This window comes from Psychrobacter sp. ANT_H56B (assembly GCF_008369245.1).
Taxonomy (GTDB): domain Bacteria; phylum Pseudomonadota; class Gammaproteobacteria; order Pseudomonadales; family Moraxellaceae; genus Psychrobacter; species Psychrobacter cryohalolentis.
The window spans coordinates 219,467-235,158 of sequence record NZ_VOBF01000003.1 but is presented as its reverse complement, the minus strand read 5'-3'; the positions used below and the strand labels follow the sequence as shown (position 1 = coordinate 235,158).

Annotated in this window: 16 protein-coding genes; 4 read left to right on the top strand and 12 right to left on the bottom strand. The window is 43.3% G+C overall.

The features are described 5' to 3' along the window. The first annotated feature begins 204 nt into the window (after positions 1-204). Entirely contained in the window at positions 205-969 is a 765-nt protein-coding gene (gene ompR, locus FQ082_RS05810) for a two-component system response regulator OmpR (protein WP_011279439.1), read from the top strand. 43 nt (positions 970-1,012) lie between these two features. Beyond that, positions 1,013-2,206 carry a CobW family GTP-binding protein gene (locus FQ082_RS05805; RefSeq protein ID WP_149492388.1) on the top strand — a complete coding sequence of 398 codons (1,194 nt, stop codon included), beginning with the start codon at positions 1,013-1,015 and terminating at the stop codon, positions 2,204-2,206. 67 nt (positions 2,207-2,273) lie between these two features. On the opposite strand, the gene FQ082_RS05800 is transcribed toward FQ082_RS05805, so the two are convergent. From FQ082_RS05800 to ubiG, 4 genes are all read right to left on the bottom strand, one after another. Then, positions 2,274-2,540 carry a DksA/TraR family C4-type zinc finger protein gene (locus FQ082_RS05800; RefSeq protein WP_011512508.1) on the bottom strand — a complete coding sequence of 89 codons (267 nt, stop codon included), beginning with the start codon at positions 2,538-2,540 and terminating at the stop codon, positions 2,274-2,276. A 123-nt stretch (positions 2,541-2,663) separates the two neighbouring features. Then, positions 2,664-3,548, bottom strand: a complete 885-nt coding sequence (locus FQ082_RS05795; RefSeq protein ID WP_149492387.1) for a YciK family oxidoreductase — start codon at positions 3,546-3,548, stop codon at positions 2,664-2,666. A gap of 105 nt (positions 3,549-3,653) precedes the next feature. Continuing rightward, the gene (locus FQ082_RS05790) at positions 3,654-4,364 is read right to left on the bottom strand and encodes an HAD family hydrolase (RefSeq protein WP_149492386.1); all 711 of its coding nucleotides are present in this window, start codon (positions 4,362-4,364) and stop codon (positions 3,654-3,656) included. Between the two features lie 34 nt (positions 4,365-4,398). After that, positions 4,399-5,229 (bottom strand): bifunctional 2-polyprenyl-6-hydroxyphenol methylase/3-demethylubiquinol 3-O-methyltransferase UbiG, encoded by an 831-nt coding sequence (gene ubiG / locus FQ082_RS05785; RefSeq protein WP_011512505.1) that lies wholly within the window; start codon positions 5,227-5,229, stop codon positions 4,399-4,401. Between the two features lie 376 nt (positions 5,230-5,605). On the opposite strand from ubiG, the gene FQ082_RS05780 reads away from it, so the two are divergent. Next, positions 5,606-6,226: a thiol:disulfide interchange protein DsbA/DsbL gene (locus FQ082_RS05780; RefSeq protein ID WP_011512504.1), complete on the top strand. Its 621-nt coding sequence runs from the start codon at positions 5,606-5,608 to the stop codon at positions 6,224-6,226. A gap of 150 nt (positions 6,227-6,376) precedes the next feature. Here the strand turns inward: FQ082_RS05780 and yjgA are convergent, their stop codons facing one another. The 8 genes from yjgA to mazG all read right to left on the bottom strand — a co-directional run bounded on the left by yjgA (position 6,377) and on the right by mazG (position 14,037). After that, positions 6,377-6,889, bottom strand: a complete 513-nt coding sequence (gene yjgA / locus FQ082_RS05775; RefSeq protein ID WP_011512503.1) for a ribosome biogenesis factor YjgA — start codon at positions 6,887-6,889, stop codon at positions 6,377-6,379. A 67-nt stretch (positions 6,890-6,956) separates the two neighbouring features. Next, on the bottom strand, positions 6,957-7,919 hold the full coding sequence (gene rapZ, locus FQ082_RS05770; protein ID WP_149492385.1) for an RNase adapter RapZ: 963 nt from the start codon (positions 7,917-7,919) through the stop codon (positions 6,957-6,959). Between the two features lie 59 nt (positions 7,920-7,978). Then, positions 7,979-8,842 (bottom strand): pantoate--beta-alanine ligase, encoded by an 864-nt coding sequence (gene panC, locus FQ082_RS05765; RefSeq protein ID WP_149492384.1) that lies wholly within the window; start codon positions 8,840-8,842, stop codon positions 7,979-7,981. Positions 8,843-8,893: 51 nt separating this feature from the next. Continuing rightward, on the bottom strand, positions 8,894-9,694 hold the full coding sequence (panB, locus tag FQ082_RS05760) for a 3-methyl-2-oxobutanoate hydroxymethyltransferase (protein ID WP_149492383.1): 801 nt from the start codon (positions 9,692-9,694) through the stop codon (positions 8,894-8,896). 67 nt (positions 9,695-9,761) lie between these two features. Further along, the gene (gene folK / locus FQ082_RS05755; protein ID WP_149492382.1) at positions 9,762-10,328 is read right to left on the bottom strand and encodes a 2-amino-4-hydroxy-6-hydroxymethyldihydropteridine diphosphokinase; all 567 of its coding nucleotides are present in this window, start codon (positions 10,326-10,328) and stop codon (positions 9,762-9,764) included. 34 nt (positions 10,329-10,362) lie between these two features. After that, positions 10,363-12,624: a polynucleotide adenylyltransferase PcnB gene (gene pcnB / locus FQ082_RS05750; RefSeq protein WP_149492381.1), complete on the bottom strand. Its 2,262-nt coding sequence runs from the start codon at positions 12,622-12,624 to the stop codon at positions 10,363-10,365. 164 nt (positions 12,625-12,788) lie between these two features. Then, positions 12,789-13,100, bottom strand: a complete 312-nt coding sequence (locus tag FQ082_RS05745; RefSeq protein ID WP_410477379.1) for a ComEA family DNA-binding protein — start codon at positions 13,098-13,100, stop codon at positions 12,789-12,791. 73 nt (positions 13,101-13,173) lie between these two features. Further along, positions 13,174-14,037 (bottom strand): nucleoside triphosphate pyrophosphohydrolase, encoded by an 864-nt coding sequence (gene mazG, locus FQ082_RS05740; protein WP_149492379.1) that lies wholly within the window; start codon positions 14,035-14,037, stop codon positions 13,174-13,176. A gap of 156 nt (positions 14,038-14,193) precedes the next feature. Between mazG and FQ082_RS05735 the strand changes: the two genes are divergently transcribed. Further along, the gene (locus FQ082_RS05735) at positions 14,194-15,681 is read left to right on the top strand and encodes a phosphomannomutase CpsG (RefSeq protein ID WP_149492378.1); all 1,488 of its coding nucleotides are present in this window, start codon (positions 14,194-14,196) and stop codon (positions 15,679-15,681) included. Positions 15,682-15,692: the final 11 nt, after the last annotated feature.

Below are 15,692 nucleotides of genomic sequence, written 5' to 3'. Positions count from 1 at the left end.
ACAAATATTGCTGTGTACCAACGTACTGAACAATAGTTCTCATTTTTATATTTTTTTTGCCAATCGATGGAATGATGCTCAAATAGTTGCACTAATAAATAGTAAAAGTGGTATTCACACTGTTTTTATTGAGAGTAAATATACTGACTGGTGCGTTTTAACAATAATTTTTGCTAATAATAATTTTTATAAGAGGATGCCTGTATGTCTGAAAATAACAGCCCCGATACCTTAACTCAGCGTATTCTAGTCGTTGATGACGATGCACGATTGCGCTCTTTATTACAGCGCTTTCTAGAAGACGATGGTTTTGTTGTCCGTACTGCCCACGATGGCAGTCAAATGGATAAGCTGTTGCAGCGTGAGCTTTTTTCATTAGTGGTACTTGATTTGATGCTACCAGGCGAAGACGGTATCAGTATTTGTAAGCGCCTGCGCGAAGATAATGGCGACATCCCTATTATTATGCTCACGGCTAAAGGTGGCGACGCTGATCGTATCGCAGGTCTAGAAGCGGGTGCGGATGACTATCTACCAAAGCCATTTAATCCAAAAGAGCTATTAGCACGTATCAAAGCAGTACTTCGTCGTCAAAATCGTGAGCTACCAGGGGCACCAAGTCATCAGCTTGAAGTAGTAGAATTTGGTCCATGGACACTTGATTTATCGACACGTACGCTCAAACGCGACGGCAATGTTGTCACCTTAACGACGGGTGAATTCTCGGTACTGAAGGCATTGGTTCAGCATCCACGCGAGCCATTGACCCGTGATAAGCTGATGAACCTTGCTCGTGGTCGTGAATGGGGCGCGATGGAGCGTTCAATTGACGTTCAAGTATCACGTCTGCGCCGCTTAATTGAAGACAATCCTTCACAAGCACGTTATATCCAGACTGTATGGGGCGTAGGCTATGTATTCGTACCTGACGAAGCAGAAGTCGAAGCAGCTAAGAGCGAATCACTTTAAATTTCTAAGTATTGCTTGTGTCCGTTGATATATCATACTATTAATGGGTAATCCTATTAATACAACGGGCGCAACATTGAAATTCTCTATTATTCATCAAAATATACCCTGCACTTTGGTGACAGGGTTTTTGGGTTCTGGCAAAACCACACTTATTAATCAATTGATTGCCGATAAATCCACTGATGAGCGTTGGGCATTATTGATTAACGAGTTTGGTCGGATTGGTATCGATGCAGCCTTGGTTTCAAGCTCACAAGATAGCAATTCCGCTCAAAATAATATCGCCATTCGTGAAGTTAGCGGCGGCTGTATTTGCTGTACCAGCCAGTTACCTCTACAAATAGCTATTAGTCGCCTGCTGAGTGACCATCATCCGCAACGTCTGCTTATTGAGCCAACAGGGCTTGCTCATCCACGTGAGCTTATACGGCAGCTTAGCGCGCCGCATTGGCAGACGGCTCTAAAAATGCAAGCGGTCATAACTGTACTTAACGCTTTGCAGTGGCAACGAGAAAAATATCGTGCTCACGAAGGGTTCCAAGCGCATATTCGTGATGCCGATGTCTTGGTCATTAATCGCTATGCCCAATTAAGTACTGACGATAAGCAAGCATTACAAGATTGGGTAGCAGAGTTAAATGCGCAAATTACTATTATTTGGGCAGAATCTGATGATCAGACCACAATTAACGATATAAGCACATCGAATGACTATTCAGCAGTGTTAAGCACGCAGCTGAACAAGCCTAGCCAGACTATCTCACAACAGCGGACAGTTAATATTGCTCAGCCGAAAAAATCTGTGATTAGCTTGCAGCCGCTGAGTCATTCATTATCGAATAAGTCATTATTCGACCCTTCCACAAACGATAGTAATATTCAAGCAGACAAAGACATCGAGCTGCCCTATCGTTATCATGAAATACAGCAAGATATCGTAGTTGCAGGTTGGCGACTACCAGCGGATTATATATTAAATGCTGATAAGTTACAGGATTGGCTGCTAACGCTACCAAACTGGCAACGCATCAAAGGCGTATTACATACGTCTAATGGCTGGCTACAAATCAATTTTACGCCTGATAGCTTGTCCACAAAGACAGTGAGCGCACAGGTCGATAGCCGCCTAGAGATCATTTTGCAAGCAAGCAATAGTCAAGAAGGTGAGATAGACAAGGAAATAGATTGGGAAATATGTGACCGTGAACTGATGGCAATGGTAATGGTTGACTAGATAAGCCGCTCTTTACAATGGCGATAAAAAATGACCCTGCTATTTTACTATAGCAGGGTCATTTTTTTTAGCGTAACTGACTGTCTTTACTGCCACGGCGATTAAACAATTCCGCAGCTTTTGCTTCTTGCTCAAGCTCAGATTGACAGCCAACACAATGCTGCACACCCGGTACTGCGATACGGCGAGCTTCTGGAATCGCCTTACCACATTCATCACAAAACTCTGCACTTTTACCTGTCGGTAATGCACGGCGTGCGCGCTCTAGCGCATCGTTAACGGTCGCATCCATTTGCTCATGCTCAGCACCATCTCTTGACCAACCACCTGCCATATTATTATCCTATTTATTTTTATTAATTATGCGTATTTTTAATCGAGCATAAAGGTCTTTGATAACAAATAGATGGGGTTAGATATCGCCAGTTTCAATCTACCTGCGCAGACAAATTGTCGCTCAATCCTTAGGTTGTAACTCAACCACTTGTCCACGTACCCCGATACTTTCATCACTCATCAAGCACACATAACCTGCCATAATATCTTCAGGAGTTTTCAGACTCATCGGGTTTTCACCTGGATAAGCATGGGCGCGCATATTGGTGCGAGTACCACCCGGATTGATACAGTTAAAACGCAGATTGGTGGTATTTTGCGTCTCTTGGGTAAAGATATCGCTCATTCCTTCTACCGCTTGCTTAGACAGCGCGTAAGCACCCCAAAATGCGCGAGGATGCGTACCAACGCTGCTAGAGGTAAATACAATAGAACCATGCGGCGCATCTTTGAGTAACGGCAGTAGCGCTTGGGTAAGCATAAAGGTCGCTGTGAAGTTAATCTTCATGACTTGAGCAAACATATCAACATCGTACATCTCAAGTGGCGTCAATGGACCAAGCATCCCCGCATTATGCAATACCCCATCAAGCTGACCCACTTCTCTATGAATCAAGTTAGCTAGCTTTTGCATTTCTGCATAAGTAGCGCCTTCCAAATTCATCGGTAGCATGGCAGGTTGCTTTCCGCCAAAGCTTTCAATTTCATCATAGACATATTCAAGCTTGCTACTCGTGCGTCCTAATAATAACACCGTTGCCCCATAACGTGCATAAGTCAACGCGGCGATCCGACCAATACCATCGCCTGCCCCTGTCACTAAGATAGTCTTGCCATCTAAACAATTTTCAGTAGGCCCAAAGTCACGAATATCATCGTGAGTTAAGGCGACTAAGGCAGGGATAGCCGCTTGCAAATCATTCTGCTGGCTATCAAGATGGTTTTCTGCATTTCCAGTTGAATGGCTTTCGGACGGATTGGCTAATGGATTGATATTGTCACTCATGGCGTTACTCACTGCTTATCGTTTAATAAATAGGGTAGTTTTAAATATTGTGCTATATGCTTCAAATACTGACTAAAAATACGCTGGGTTTATGGCTTATTTAAACTATAAGTAATCAAACTTACCAGAAGAGAGCAATAATTTATGCAATTGCTCAGGGGTATCGATAATATAATCTGCACCCCATTGCTTCAAATTATGCTGATCTTCAGGCGGGATATAACCGTAAGCGGCTAAAATCGTCGACATGTCAGCCGCATTGCCAGCTTCGATATCACGGATATGATCACCGACGTACAGCACACTTTCGGCAGCACCGCGAGGAATACCGAGCTTCTCTAATGCCGCATACATAGGCTCTGGATCAGGCTTAGGACGTGATACATCATCAGGACAAACCAAAACTGCACAGCGCGTATCTAGCTGCATTTTTTCTAATAACAGCTCTGATAAATAGCGCGGTTTATTGGTCACAATACCCCAAGGTACACCTTTTTCTTCAAGGGCACTTAAAATATCTTCGAGTCCATTAAAAACGCAGCTATCCACACAAATATCCGCTTCATAATCGTCCAAAAACTGCTGACGAAACTCTAGCAACGTCTCCTCGCTAAAATCCGTTTGCTCATTATAACGTAGCATCAGCTGCACCATTGCTGAAGCACCTGCAGAAACTTGCTCACGAATCTCCGTCTCAGGCGGCACTTGCCAGCCGTTTTCTTGGCTCATTTTGCCAATAATACGTACAAAGTCGGCAGCAGTATCTATCAATGTCCCATCTAGGTCAAATAAGACCGCTTTTACAAATTGGCTCATTACGAAGGCTCTTAATTAAGGTGATAAAAGGGTATTAAGCGAGAGGTTTCTGTACTGCTATCATATAGTTGACATCGACGTTTTGAGCTAGCCAGTAACGCTTGGTCAATGGATTATAGTGCAGTCCAATGATATCTTGGCGCGCAAACTCTGCATCAATTGCCATTTTATCGAGCTCAGCTGGCGTAATAAACTTGGCATAATCATGCGTACCGCGATCAAGCAAACGCAATACGTACTCTGCACCCACGATAGCAAACAAATAAGATTTTGGATTACGGTTAATCGTTGATAGTACACATACGCCGCCTGGCGCCAACAGCTTAAAACAAGCATCTACAATAGCGGCTGGATCTGGTACATGCTCTAGCATCTCCATACAAGTAACCACATCAAACTGACCAGCATGGGTAGCCGCTAAAGCTTCAACCGGAATATGCTGATAGCGCAAGGTATCTTGTAAGTTGCTTTGTTCAGCATGGAGGCTTGCTGCTTTGAGATTTTCTGTCCCAAGGTCGATACCTGTCACATCTGCGCCGCGACGTGCCATTGATTCTGACAAGATACCACCGCCACAACCGACATCAAGAACCTTTTTACCCGCCAAGCCCATCTCTGCCGTTTTTTGACTATCAGCACTCACGTAGCCACGCTTCACATTTTCCTCTATCCAGTTTAGACGCAGCGGATTGATTTCGTGTAAGGTAGCAAAGGCACCGGTTTTATTCCACCACTCACCCGCCAATTTATTAAATTTTTCAACTTCGCTTGGATCGACATTGATAGCGTTTATGGTATCGTCAGCCATGCCACTATCATTTGCTTGAGTGTGCAAAGGCTGCCCAGAAAATAAAGCTTGGCTCATAGTTTTTCCTTTATTGTTATAGTATGTGATTAAAGACTCAATATTAACATGCGAGCCGCAAAGCTGCCGTAAGTACATCGTCACCGATTGTGAACTGCTTTATTGATGCTTTAAAGGTCAATAAAAATAGAATAACAGGCTATAAGTAAGATACCTTAAATAATGACTGACAGCATTACAACCATTAGTTAAGAATCCGGTTCACAAACTGCCGCATTTTACGCTATTATAGTTGCTATTCTATAGTAGGTCGACTCAGTCGACCTATCGTCGTCTATTGACTTTGTCATTGCTTATTTGCTTTGGTATTTATATGACTATCAAAGCTATAACTATTAAAGCAAACTTCTGAATGTCGTTATTTCAAGGAATAAGTATGAAACGTATCATCGCATTAACTGGTTTGGCTTGTGCTATTGGATTTGCCAATATGGGTGCACAAGCTGCCAATTATGTCGCAGGAAAAGACTATCGTGTGTTAGATAATCCAGAAAAAATCAGCGGTGATGCTATCATTGTGCGTGAGTTTTTTTGGTATGGTTGCCCGCATTGTAATGTCCTTAATCCACACATGGAAAAATGGGCAAAAAACAAAGATAAAGATGTGGCATTCTTTAAAACACCCGCAGCATTAAACCCTGTTTGGGAAGCCAGTGCCCGTGGTTTTTATGCCGCGCAATTACTAGGTTTTGAAGACAAGACCCATGACGCTTTATTTGATGCCGTACATAAAGATGGTAAGCAATTATTTGACCAGTCTTCATTAAGCAAATGGTATGCCTCAAAAGGTGTGAACGAAAAGAAATTTAATAGCCTTTACAACTCTTTTGCTGTTGGTACCAAAATCGGTCGCTCGCAAGCAGGCGCTAAGCGTTATCAGTTATCGGGTGTGCCAGCCGTTGTTGTGCAAGGCAAGTACGTGGTAACCGGTGAAAGTGCTACCGTACCTAAAGTAGTTGATTTCCTAGTCGACAAAGTACGCGCAGAGAAAAAGTAACATTAGTTTTTTTAAAAAAAATAAAAACGCTATTTCTGATCTATTAAAAAAGCCAATCTTTACTGATTGGCTTTTTTGTATTTTAGTATTCTATCTTTAGTGTTTTATAGATACTCACTAACCAAATTCCCTTGCCTATATCTCTTATCGCTATTTTTTTAGATTCGTTAAAATAGCGACTTCACGGATATAACTGGCCAAATCTGCTTTTGACTCCGCCATTAGCTCCTCATCGTTTGTATGCTTAGCGTACTCAATCCAGAGCAATAGCTGATACATACTATGCTGCTCAGAGGCTTTATATTGTTTGACAAACTGCTTAAGCGTCCCTTCATCATTGATATTCAAACGCTCATACCAGCTCTCTATCTTAGAAACCTGCTCTTTAGGAAAATAGGCATCAAATAGTGCTTTTATCAGCTCATGACGATTTTCTTCAATCATAAGCTTGCCAACGCGCTTGGTTTGACGATTACGCGCATTGGCGCTGGTGATATCGGCAAGCGCCATTAATTCCGCCATAAAATAATCACTGGCAGGTAAAGCTTTAAGTTGTTTCTTCGATAAGCTGGCAAGCGGTATCGACAACTGTTGTAGGCGCTCATGAGCTTTTTTGAGCTCTGTGCGTGAGACGCGCATATCTTGTTCTGACCAGTCAATCATAAAAGCTTTCCATGTTTAAAAATAAATAATAGGTATAAAAAATTAGGTATAAAAGGTCTAGCAAACGCTACCAGCGATGCTTTTCACGGTGTTTCGCCGTCACGGTTAAGCCTTCTGGCAGGCTATTTTGCAATCTATCTTGTAAGTGTTTGGTGATAAATACCGAGCGGTGCTTTCCACCGGTGCAGCCAATGGCAACCGTTACCGTATGACGATTATTGTGTAAAAAATCAGGTAACCAACGATTCAAGAATGTAGCGATATCTGCCGTCATCTCAGCGACCTCTGGATAATCAGCAAAAAACGCACCCACTTCGGCGTCAAGACCTGTCGCCGAGCGCAGTGTCGGATTCCAATGTGGATTGGGTAAGATGCGTACATCAAAAACGAAGTCTGCATCGATAGGGCTGCCGTACTTGAAACCAAACGATAGTAAATTAATCACAATTTGATTATCTACACCCACATAATCACGCAGACGCTCTTTTAGCTGATGGATATTGAGCATACTAGTATCTATCTTAATATCGGCATGCTTGAATATCGGCTGCAAAAGCTGTATTTCTTTCTCAATAGCTGCTGGTAAATTATAAACGTTATTTTCTACGCCTTTGGTATCTAACACCATTAACGGATGGATGCGGCGCGTGGCATTAAAGCGTGCAACCAGCGTCTCTTCTTGCGCCGTCACATACATCACCGTGACCGCCTCTTCGCCATAGGTCTGCTTTAAACTGTCATGGATTGCATCAAAGTTAGATAAATCTGCGCGCGGCGTACGAATATCTACCCCAAGGGCAATGCGCTTAATTCCACTATCACAGACCAGCTTTTGCGCCGCTTCAGGCACAAGAGACAAAGGCAAATTGTCAATAGAATAAAAACCCAGATCTTCAAGGATATTTAGTACCGAGGTTTTCCCTGAGCCTGAACGTCCTGACACTACCAATATACTCAGTTTATCACCAACCGACTCATTGGAACCTGTTAGCTTTGATTGAGCATTATGGGTGTCTTGATTTACCTGCATGTTCCGTCATCCTTATAAATTGCATCCCGCAAATTACAATATTATAAATAGCAGCGTGATCAGACTTTATTAATCGTGACCAATCGATTGTCTAGCAAGCGTGCACGACCTAGCCATGCAGCCACTAAAATAACCAAGACTTGATGGTTATTGATACTCTCATCATCAACAGCCGTTAGCTCAGTTGTTTTTACTTCTAGATAATCAATCATAAACCCCGCATTAGTAATACGCTCGTGAGCTGCTGTCAAAAGCACCTCTAACGGCTGTTTATTATCGCTAATCTGTTTGGCTAAATACTGCAGCTCCTGCTGTAAGATAGGTGCTGTTTGGCGCTCAGACTCGCTTAAATACTGATTGCGCGATGATAACGCTAAGCCATCAGTAGCACGAATAATAGGCGCGCCAATAATATCGATTGAATAGCTCAAATCACGAACCAACTGCTTAATAATGGCTAATTGCTGATAATCTTTTTGCCCAAATACGGCTATGTTAGGTTGCACGATATTGAAGAGCTTAGAGACAACAATACCGACACCATCGAAATGATTGGGGCGAGTTTTGCCACATAGTTGCTCAGTAATAGTCCCAGCGAGAATAGTGGTCGGCGGCGGTAGTACCGGATACATCTCATCAATAGTAGGAGCAAAAACATAGTCAGCGCCAACCGTGGTAAGCTTCGCGACATCTTCATCTAAGGTACGAGGGTAGCTATCAAAGTCTTCACCAACCCCAAACTGCGTTGGATTGACGAAAATACTAACCACCACGATATCTGCATGCTGTTTGGCAATTTTTACCAGCTCCAGATGACCATCGTGTAGATTACCCATTGTAGGTACTAAGGCAATGCGCTGCGCTGTTCGGTAAGGCTGCAGAGCAACGCGTAAGTCTGAGATATGGTAATGAATCGTCGGCATGGTTAACTGCTCTTTTACTGATGGACCTAATTACTGAAATTCTATATTTGCTTAGCTAAACTGGTGCTGCTCTGTTGGAAAACTACCTTCCTTTACTGACCGCTGATACAAGGCAAATGCGCCTTCGATACTGTGCTCAGTGTTACGCTCATCAGTCAGAAAATCATGGATGAAACGCGGCGCGCGACCATGAACCATACCGAGCATATCGTGCATGACCAATACCTGACCATCAGTATCAGCGCCTGCCCCAATACCAATCACTGGCACAGCAACGGCTTCCGTTACTGCTTTAGCAAGCTCAGCAGGGACGCATTCTAGTACCAAAAGCGCTGCACCAGCGTCAACCACAGCTTTTGCATCATCAAGGAGTTTTTGACCTGCTTCATTGCCGCGACCTTGGACTTTATAACCGCCAAAAACATTCACCGACTGCGGTGTTAATCCCAAATGCACGCACGTTGGCGTACCTGCTTGCGCCAATGTTGTAATCAACTCGCAAAGCTCACGACCACCCTCAATTTTAATCACATGAGCGCCTGCCTGCATCAGCTTGCGGCTATTGGCAACGGCCTCAGGCAGCGTCACGTAGCTCATAAAGGGTAAGTCCGCTAAAATAAGCGCCTGCTTATTGCTACGGGCGATATTAGCAGTGTGGTAAGCCATATCATCGACCGTAACAGGCAAAGTTGAATCATGACCCTGCACCACCATACCCAAGCTATCACCGATTAAAATCGTATCAATCTGCGCTTTTTCCATCATGCGTGCAAACATGGCGTCATAACAGGTCAGACAAGTAAATTTGGTACCGTCTTTTTTAAACTTATTTAAAGTAGATAACGTTGTCATATCGTTATATCATCCTCAATACTTCTGAATATCAATCAACTGTCATTCACTTTAAATGAATGTCTCTTTATTTATGACTTGACGCATCATGTTCTAACAGCTTCAAACCTGCCCAATCGCTGCTTTGAGGATAGTCGATTATCGACTTTCCTACAATCATTAGCTCAGGTGCGAGCTCTCGTAACGGTATCAAAACAAAATTACGCTCATGCAAACCCACATGCGGTATCGTTAATGTTGGCTCAGAAATCCGCTCATCGCCGTATAACAATATATCCACATCAAGACTACGCTCACCCCAATGACGCAGGCGGGCACGTTTTGCTTGCTGCTCCAACTGTTGGCAAAATATCAGCAGCTCAAACGGCGTAAATATAGTTTCAAAGCCAGCAACGGCGTTCACAAAATCTGGCTGATCTTGCGGTCCCATCGGTACCGAGGCATAAAATGAAGAAATACGCACAGTGCGTATCTTTTCTTGCTCTTGCATCATCTCAAACGCGTGCTGTAAATGCTCAACAGGCGCCCCAAGCTCATTTGCCAGATTGCTACCCAAGCCAACATAACAAGTGACCCAAGAGCAAATGGCGATAGATTTTCTATCAAAATCAGTATCATTAAAGCGCGTGTTCATCGTTATCACTTTACTCTTATATTCGCTGTCAACGTTAAACGTCATTGACGCTTGGCTGACGACGGCGACGTTTCGATGGCACAGGGCCTTTATTGGCATTCATATTACTGTTAGCTACTTTATTAGCATCTTGCGGTTCGTTAGAACTTTGATTAGTAGCACTTTGACTACTAGCGTCTCGTTTAGCTTTAGTAGGCTTAGTACTTGATGCTTTAGCGGGTTTCGGTGCTTTATCAATGACGTTATCAGTAGAGCCAACAGCTAATTTAGGCACTTTTTTTGCGTACTTCCCAGATGATTTCTCATTACTACTAGTGTCTATTGTCGTTGCTTCTTTAGCACTGCTAGCCTCTGCGACAATACCACTATTTTCAATCACAGTAGGCTGACGACGACGGCGCTTGTGCGGTATCGGCTCATTATTCATACTAACAAGTGCTGGAGACTGAGCAGCATTGCGTTCTTTATAAATAGTACTACGAGCATTGTTTGAAGACACCTGAGTATTCACTGACTCTTTTGGTGCATGCGATCTATTAGTTAAGTCACTCGCTTTATTAACAGCTTTTTCTTGCGGCTGCGATTGACTATCAGCCGATGCCTTTTTACTAACTGTTGCTTGCTCAAGCACTTTTTTGATAGGCGCTTTTTGCGTCGCTTTAGGCAGCACTTTATCTGAACCAGATAGCTGCTTTTTCAAAGGCGGTACGACGTTGCCGTGTTCTATGACAAACAATGGTGCAGGTTTCGGCATGTGCTGCTGATTGCTACCATTATTACTGCTCGCCAAAGACAATTGCTGCAACTGTGCCAGCTCATTATTGTCTTGTGTGAGTTGCTGCGGGCTATAATTTTTACTATTAGCAGAAGTATGTTGACTGGCACGGCGGCGACGTGATGGCACATTTGAGGCATCATTAACCATTGCTGGTTTTGCATGACCATTACTCAGCGCTTTACCTTGATAGTCATTATCTAACTGACTTAACTTAGCATTGTCATTTGAATTCTGCTGCTTTTGACGATTGCGTCCACGACCACGCTGACCTTGTTTATAAGCACCACGGCGGATATTTTCATCAAAGTCATCAATCGCTTGATCCTGCTGCTGCTCAGTCAAGGTTTGATAGGTCTGCCACCACTCGCCCATATCATTGGTCGATTCAGAAAGTGGATGCTCTGCATCGCCGCACTGCTCGCGCAATAATAAGAAATCAAAACCGGCACGAAAACGTGGATGCTCAGATAGCTGTACAATCTGTTTGCTACGCGGCGCGGCCAGTTTTGGCTGCAATATCCAGATATCACGAATAAACTGTTCAGCAAATTTTGGAATGGCAGTCTTGATACGTTGACGATCAATCACTTTGCCTGCTGCATGCATTTGTGCATCCGCAAAAGGCATATTGCGCTTTTTGGCTTTTTCTAGCTGATGTAAGTAGTTCTCCCACAGCAAAGCGGCATAAAAGAATGCTGGGTTGATACTTTTGCCAGCAGCAATACGTTTGTCGGTATTAATAGCGACTTGTTTAACTAAGGCACTTGGCTCAGAAGGCGGATAAATGATGAGACTATCAATCGCGCCTGAATCAAACAATAACGGTAATAATGGTACTAAATAACCACCGGTAAACATCTTTTGCGTTTCATCATACAGACGGTGCGGAGAGATTTGTTCAAGTAATGACCAGTTGCCATCATGGAACTGTGCGGCTAATTCGCTATCAAACTCAAAACCCAATTTTGCTTTGAAACGCAAGGCACGCAGCAATCTGACCGGATCTTCTTCGATACGAATCGGTGCATTGCCTAATAAACGGATAATTTTATTATCAATATCTTCAAGCGCGTCGCAAAAATCATGAACTATGCCTTTAAGTGGCTGATAATAAAGGGCATTAATAGAAAAATCACGACGGGCAAAGTCTTGTTTGATATCACCCCATACATTGTCGCGCAGAATCATACCGTCTTGATTGGTATTAGAAGCATTGATAGGTGGACCACGGAAGGTGGCTACTTCGATAAGCTCACGCCCAGAGTACACATGCGCCAACTGAAAACGGCGACCGATAATACGGCAGCGCTTACCAAAGACGTCTTTAATCTCATGAGGCTTGGCATCAGTGACCGCGTCAAAATCTTTTGGACGCAGTCCTAGCAAGGTATCACGCACGCCACCACCGACGATATAGGCGTCAAACCCAGCTCGGGTTAGGGTGGCGATTACTTCGGTAATAGAATTGGGTAATTCAGATTTATTCAGTTCTAACTGCTTGGCGGCACGCTCGGCCATGCATCTACTCCTTGCCTTTTTTCTTAACCACCCTGACGAACACAGCGTCAATCAGGCGGATGTACGTGCTAGTTTAACAAATTTTGGCCATGGTGGGTGTATTTAGACAGTTACTTACATGCTATTTTGTCAATATTGGGGTTAATTAAAGTAAAATACAGCGATTAATCTTGCACGGTCAAACGTCCTCGATTTTTATCAACGGTTTTTGCGGCAATACCCTTTACCTTTGTCAATTCATCAACCGTTCTAAAACTGCCAAACATCTCACGATATAGGATAATGGCTTGCGCCTTATTGCTACCAATACCATGTAGCAATGTCAGTTCACTCTCTGTCGCTCGATTAATATTAATGATTGACTGCATACGTGCTTGAGTTTGCACTGTCTCTTGCGTCAGTAGGTAGTTGTAAGCACTTTGAGCATTATCAAAACACGGTACTGCATTAGCAGTATTAATTGACGTAAAAATCATAGAAAGCATGCCCACTAAATAAAAACCCTTTTTTTGGAGTAATTTAGGGAGCAAGGTAGCGAGTAAATACTTACTAGGTGCGTTCATGTTGTTTAGCCGCTTCCCATAATGCGTCCATTTCATTAATATTACTATCTTCTAAGCGCTTGCCAGCAGCGGCTAGTTGATCTTCAATATAGCCAAAACGCGATTTAAATTTATGTACACAGGTCAGCGTTGCTGTTTCCGCATCAAGGTCTAACTTGCGTGCCACATTAACCAGCGCAAACATGCAATCGCCAAGCTCTTTTTCAATATCAGCGATATTGGCGTTTATATCGTCTTTTGATTTATCTAATAGTTCAGCTTTTAACTCGCTCACTTCTTCATTAAGCTTATCGAACGCACCGCTGACACCTTCCCAATCAAAACCCAATTTTGACGCCTGTTTTTGTACATCCTGCGCTTGCATGAGCGCGCTGCCTGCTTTGGTATTGTCCAAACGACGCTGTGGTTTGCCACGTGCAGCGCGGGCTTGTTGCTCCTCCGCCTTAATCTCATCCCAGCGTTCTTTTACCGCGGCTTCATCTTTAAGAGTTTCTGCTTCAAACACATGCGGATGCCGGCGAATCAGCTTTTCTTGTAAAGTGGTAATCACATCACTCATATCAAAGCGCTCTTGTTCAGCGTACATCTGACAATGAAAAACCACTTGCAGCAGCACATCGCCAAGCTCGCCTTTGATGTCTTCATCATCATTACTTTGTACCGCTTCGCCGAGCTCATAGGCTTCTTCAATCGCATACGGAATTAAGCTATGATTGCTTTGCTTTTTATCCCACGGACAATCGCTACGCAACCGCGCCATTAAGGACAACAAATCCGCTAATTCGCCACTTGCTTCTGGCGTTCCTTGTACTAGTGTCGGCACTTTAACTTTATTTTTTGGGTTACTCATAAAAAAACACTCTTATACTTTTATTGGTTATTAAATAGAACCATATTAAGTTTATAACGATTTTGTCGTTAGTGTAGCATTGAACACTGATTAGCTTATAATTGAGTAATCTACTTAATTATCATCTCACTGCTTAAACGCAAGGATTTTATCGTTATGCCCACATCCGATACGAATAATGCCAGCTATGCGACTCAAACCCAGTTCGCACCGATTAAAATTGATTCATTTAAAGCTTACGATATCCGCGGCGAGCTTGGCGTCAATCTCGATGAAGACATCGCTTATCGTATCGGACGTGCTTTTGCCCAGATTTTATTCGAGCGTTATAGCACAGCTGATGCCCCCTCTGACTTACAAGACGTAAAACCAGCTATCGTGATTGGCAGCGATATCCGCCATTCAAGTGAGCAGTTAAAACAAGCCTCCATCAAAGGTATGCTAGATGCTGGCGTCCATGTGATTGATTTGGGAATGACAGGTACAGAAGAGGTCTACTTTGCTACTAGCTATTATCAAGCGTTGGGCGGTATCGAAGTCACAGCAAGTCACAATCCCATTAATTATAATGGCTTAAAACTGGTCAAAGAGCACTCAAAACCGATTAGCGCCGATGATGGCTTGGCAGAGATTCAAGCATTGGCAGAATCAGGTCAATTCAACACTGACAATACGTTAGGCAACCTACAATTACTGACGGATAAAAGCGCTTATATCGATCATGTGATGACTTTCATTGATACTGATAAATTAAAACCGCTTAAGCTGGTTATCAATTCAGGCAATGGTAGCGCAGGGCCAGTGGTTGATTTATTAATCGATAAGTTAGCACAAACTGGCGCACCGATTGAAGTCATCAAACTGCATCATGAGCCTGATGGTAGTTTTCCAAATGGCATCCCTAATCCGATGATTTTGGCTAATAGAACCGCCACTCAGCAAGCCGTGTTAGCACATAAAGCCGACCTTGGCATTGCCTTTGATGGCGATTTTGACCGCTGTTTCTTATTCGATGAATACGGCGAATTTATCGATGGTAGCTATGTCGTTGGAATGCTGGCACAAGCCTTTTTAAATAAGTATGCGGGCGAGTCGATTGTTTATGATCCACGGGTAATTTATAACACTGAAGCCGTCATTCATGAGCATAATGGCAAAGCGGTTATTAGTAAATCTGGGCACTCATTTATTAAGCAGGTGATGCGTGATTCTGGCGCGGTTTATGGCGGCGAGATGTCAGCGCATCATTATTTCCGCGATTTTTTCTACTGCGATAGCGGTATGATTCCTTGGCTGCTAACCATTGAGTTATTATCGATTACTGGTAAAACCTTGTCAGAATTGGTCAGCGGTTATATTAAAGCGTATCCAAGCTCAGGCGAGCTGAACTTTCATCTGACCACGCATGATGCGCAGGCGATTATTAAAGCGATTGAAGAAAAGTTTAGCGCTAAAAATCCAGCTAAATCTACCCTTGATGGCTTAAGCCTCAATTTTGGCGAATGGCGTTTTAACTTACGCGCCTCAAATACTGAACCATTAGTTCGGTTAAATATTGAAAGTCGCGGTGATAAGGATTTATTACAAGGCAAGACCCAGGAGATTCAACAATGGCTTGCCAGTAAAGGTGCTGTACCTGCTTAAATAGCTGCTGT

Excerpts from the sequence above, each read along its gene's own strand:
- folK (WP_149492382.1), bottom strand. The coding sequence starts at position 10,328 with ATGAACACGCGCTTTAATGATACTGATTTTGATAGAAAATCTATCGCC.
- yjgA (WP_011512503.1), bottom strand. The coding sequence starts at position 6,889 with ATGATTGACTGGTCAGAACAAGATATGCGCGTCTCACGCACAGAGCTC.
- panB (WP_149492383.1), bottom strand. The coding sequence starts at position 9,694 with ATGACAACGTTATCTACTTTAAATAAGTTTAAAAAAGACGGTACCAAA.
- FQ082_RS05735 (WP_149492378.1), top strand. The coding sequence starts at position 14,194 with ATGCCCACATCCGATACGAATAATGCCAGCTATGCGACTCAAACCCAG.
- rapZ (WP_149492385.1), bottom strand. The coding sequence starts at position 7,919 with ATGCAGGTAAATCAAGACACCCATAATGCTCAATCAAAGCTAACAGGT.
- FQ082_RS05790 (WP_149492386.1), bottom strand. The coding sequence starts at position 4,364 with ATGAGCCAATTTGTAAAAGCGGTCTTATTTGACCTAGATGGGACATTG.
- FQ082_RS05780 (WP_011512504.1), top strand. The coding sequence starts at position 5,606 with ATGAAACGTATCATCGCATTAACTGGTTTGGCTTGTGCTATTGGATTT.
- FQ082_RS05800 (WP_011512508.1), bottom strand. The coding sequence starts at position 2,540 with ATGGCAGGTGGTTGGTCAAGAGATGGTGCTGAGCATGAGCAAATGGAT.
- ubiG (WP_011512505.1), bottom strand. The coding sequence starts at position 5,229 with ATGAGCCAAGCTTTATTTTCTGGGCAGCCTTTGCACACTCAAGCAAAT.
- panC (WP_149492384.1), bottom strand. The coding sequence starts at position 8,842 with ATGCCGACGATTCATTACCATATCTCAGACTTACGCGTTGCTCTGCAG.
- ompR (WP_011279439.1), top strand. The coding sequence starts at position 205 with ATGTCTGAAAATAACAGCCCCGATACCTTAACTCAGCGTATTCTAGTC.
- FQ082_RS05795 (WP_149492387.1), bottom strand. The coding sequence starts at position 3,548 with ATGAGTGACAATATCAATCCATTAGCCAATCCGTCCGAAAGCCATTCA.
- FQ082_RS05805 (WP_149492388.1), top strand. The coding sequence starts at position 1,013 with ATGGGTAATCCTATTAATACAACGGGCGCAACATTGAAATTCTCTATT.
- mazG (WP_149492379.1), bottom strand. The coding sequence starts at position 14,037 with ATGAGTAACCCAAAAAATAAAGTTAAAGTGCCGACACTAGTACAAGGA.
- FQ082_RS05745 (WP_410477379.1), bottom strand. The coding sequence starts at position 13,100 with ATGATTTTTACGTCAATTAATACTGCTAATGCAGTACCGTGTTTTGAT.
- pcnB (WP_149492381.1), bottom strand. The coding sequence starts at position 12,624 with ATGGCCGAGCGTGCCGCCAAGCAGTTAGAACTGAATAAATCTGAATTA.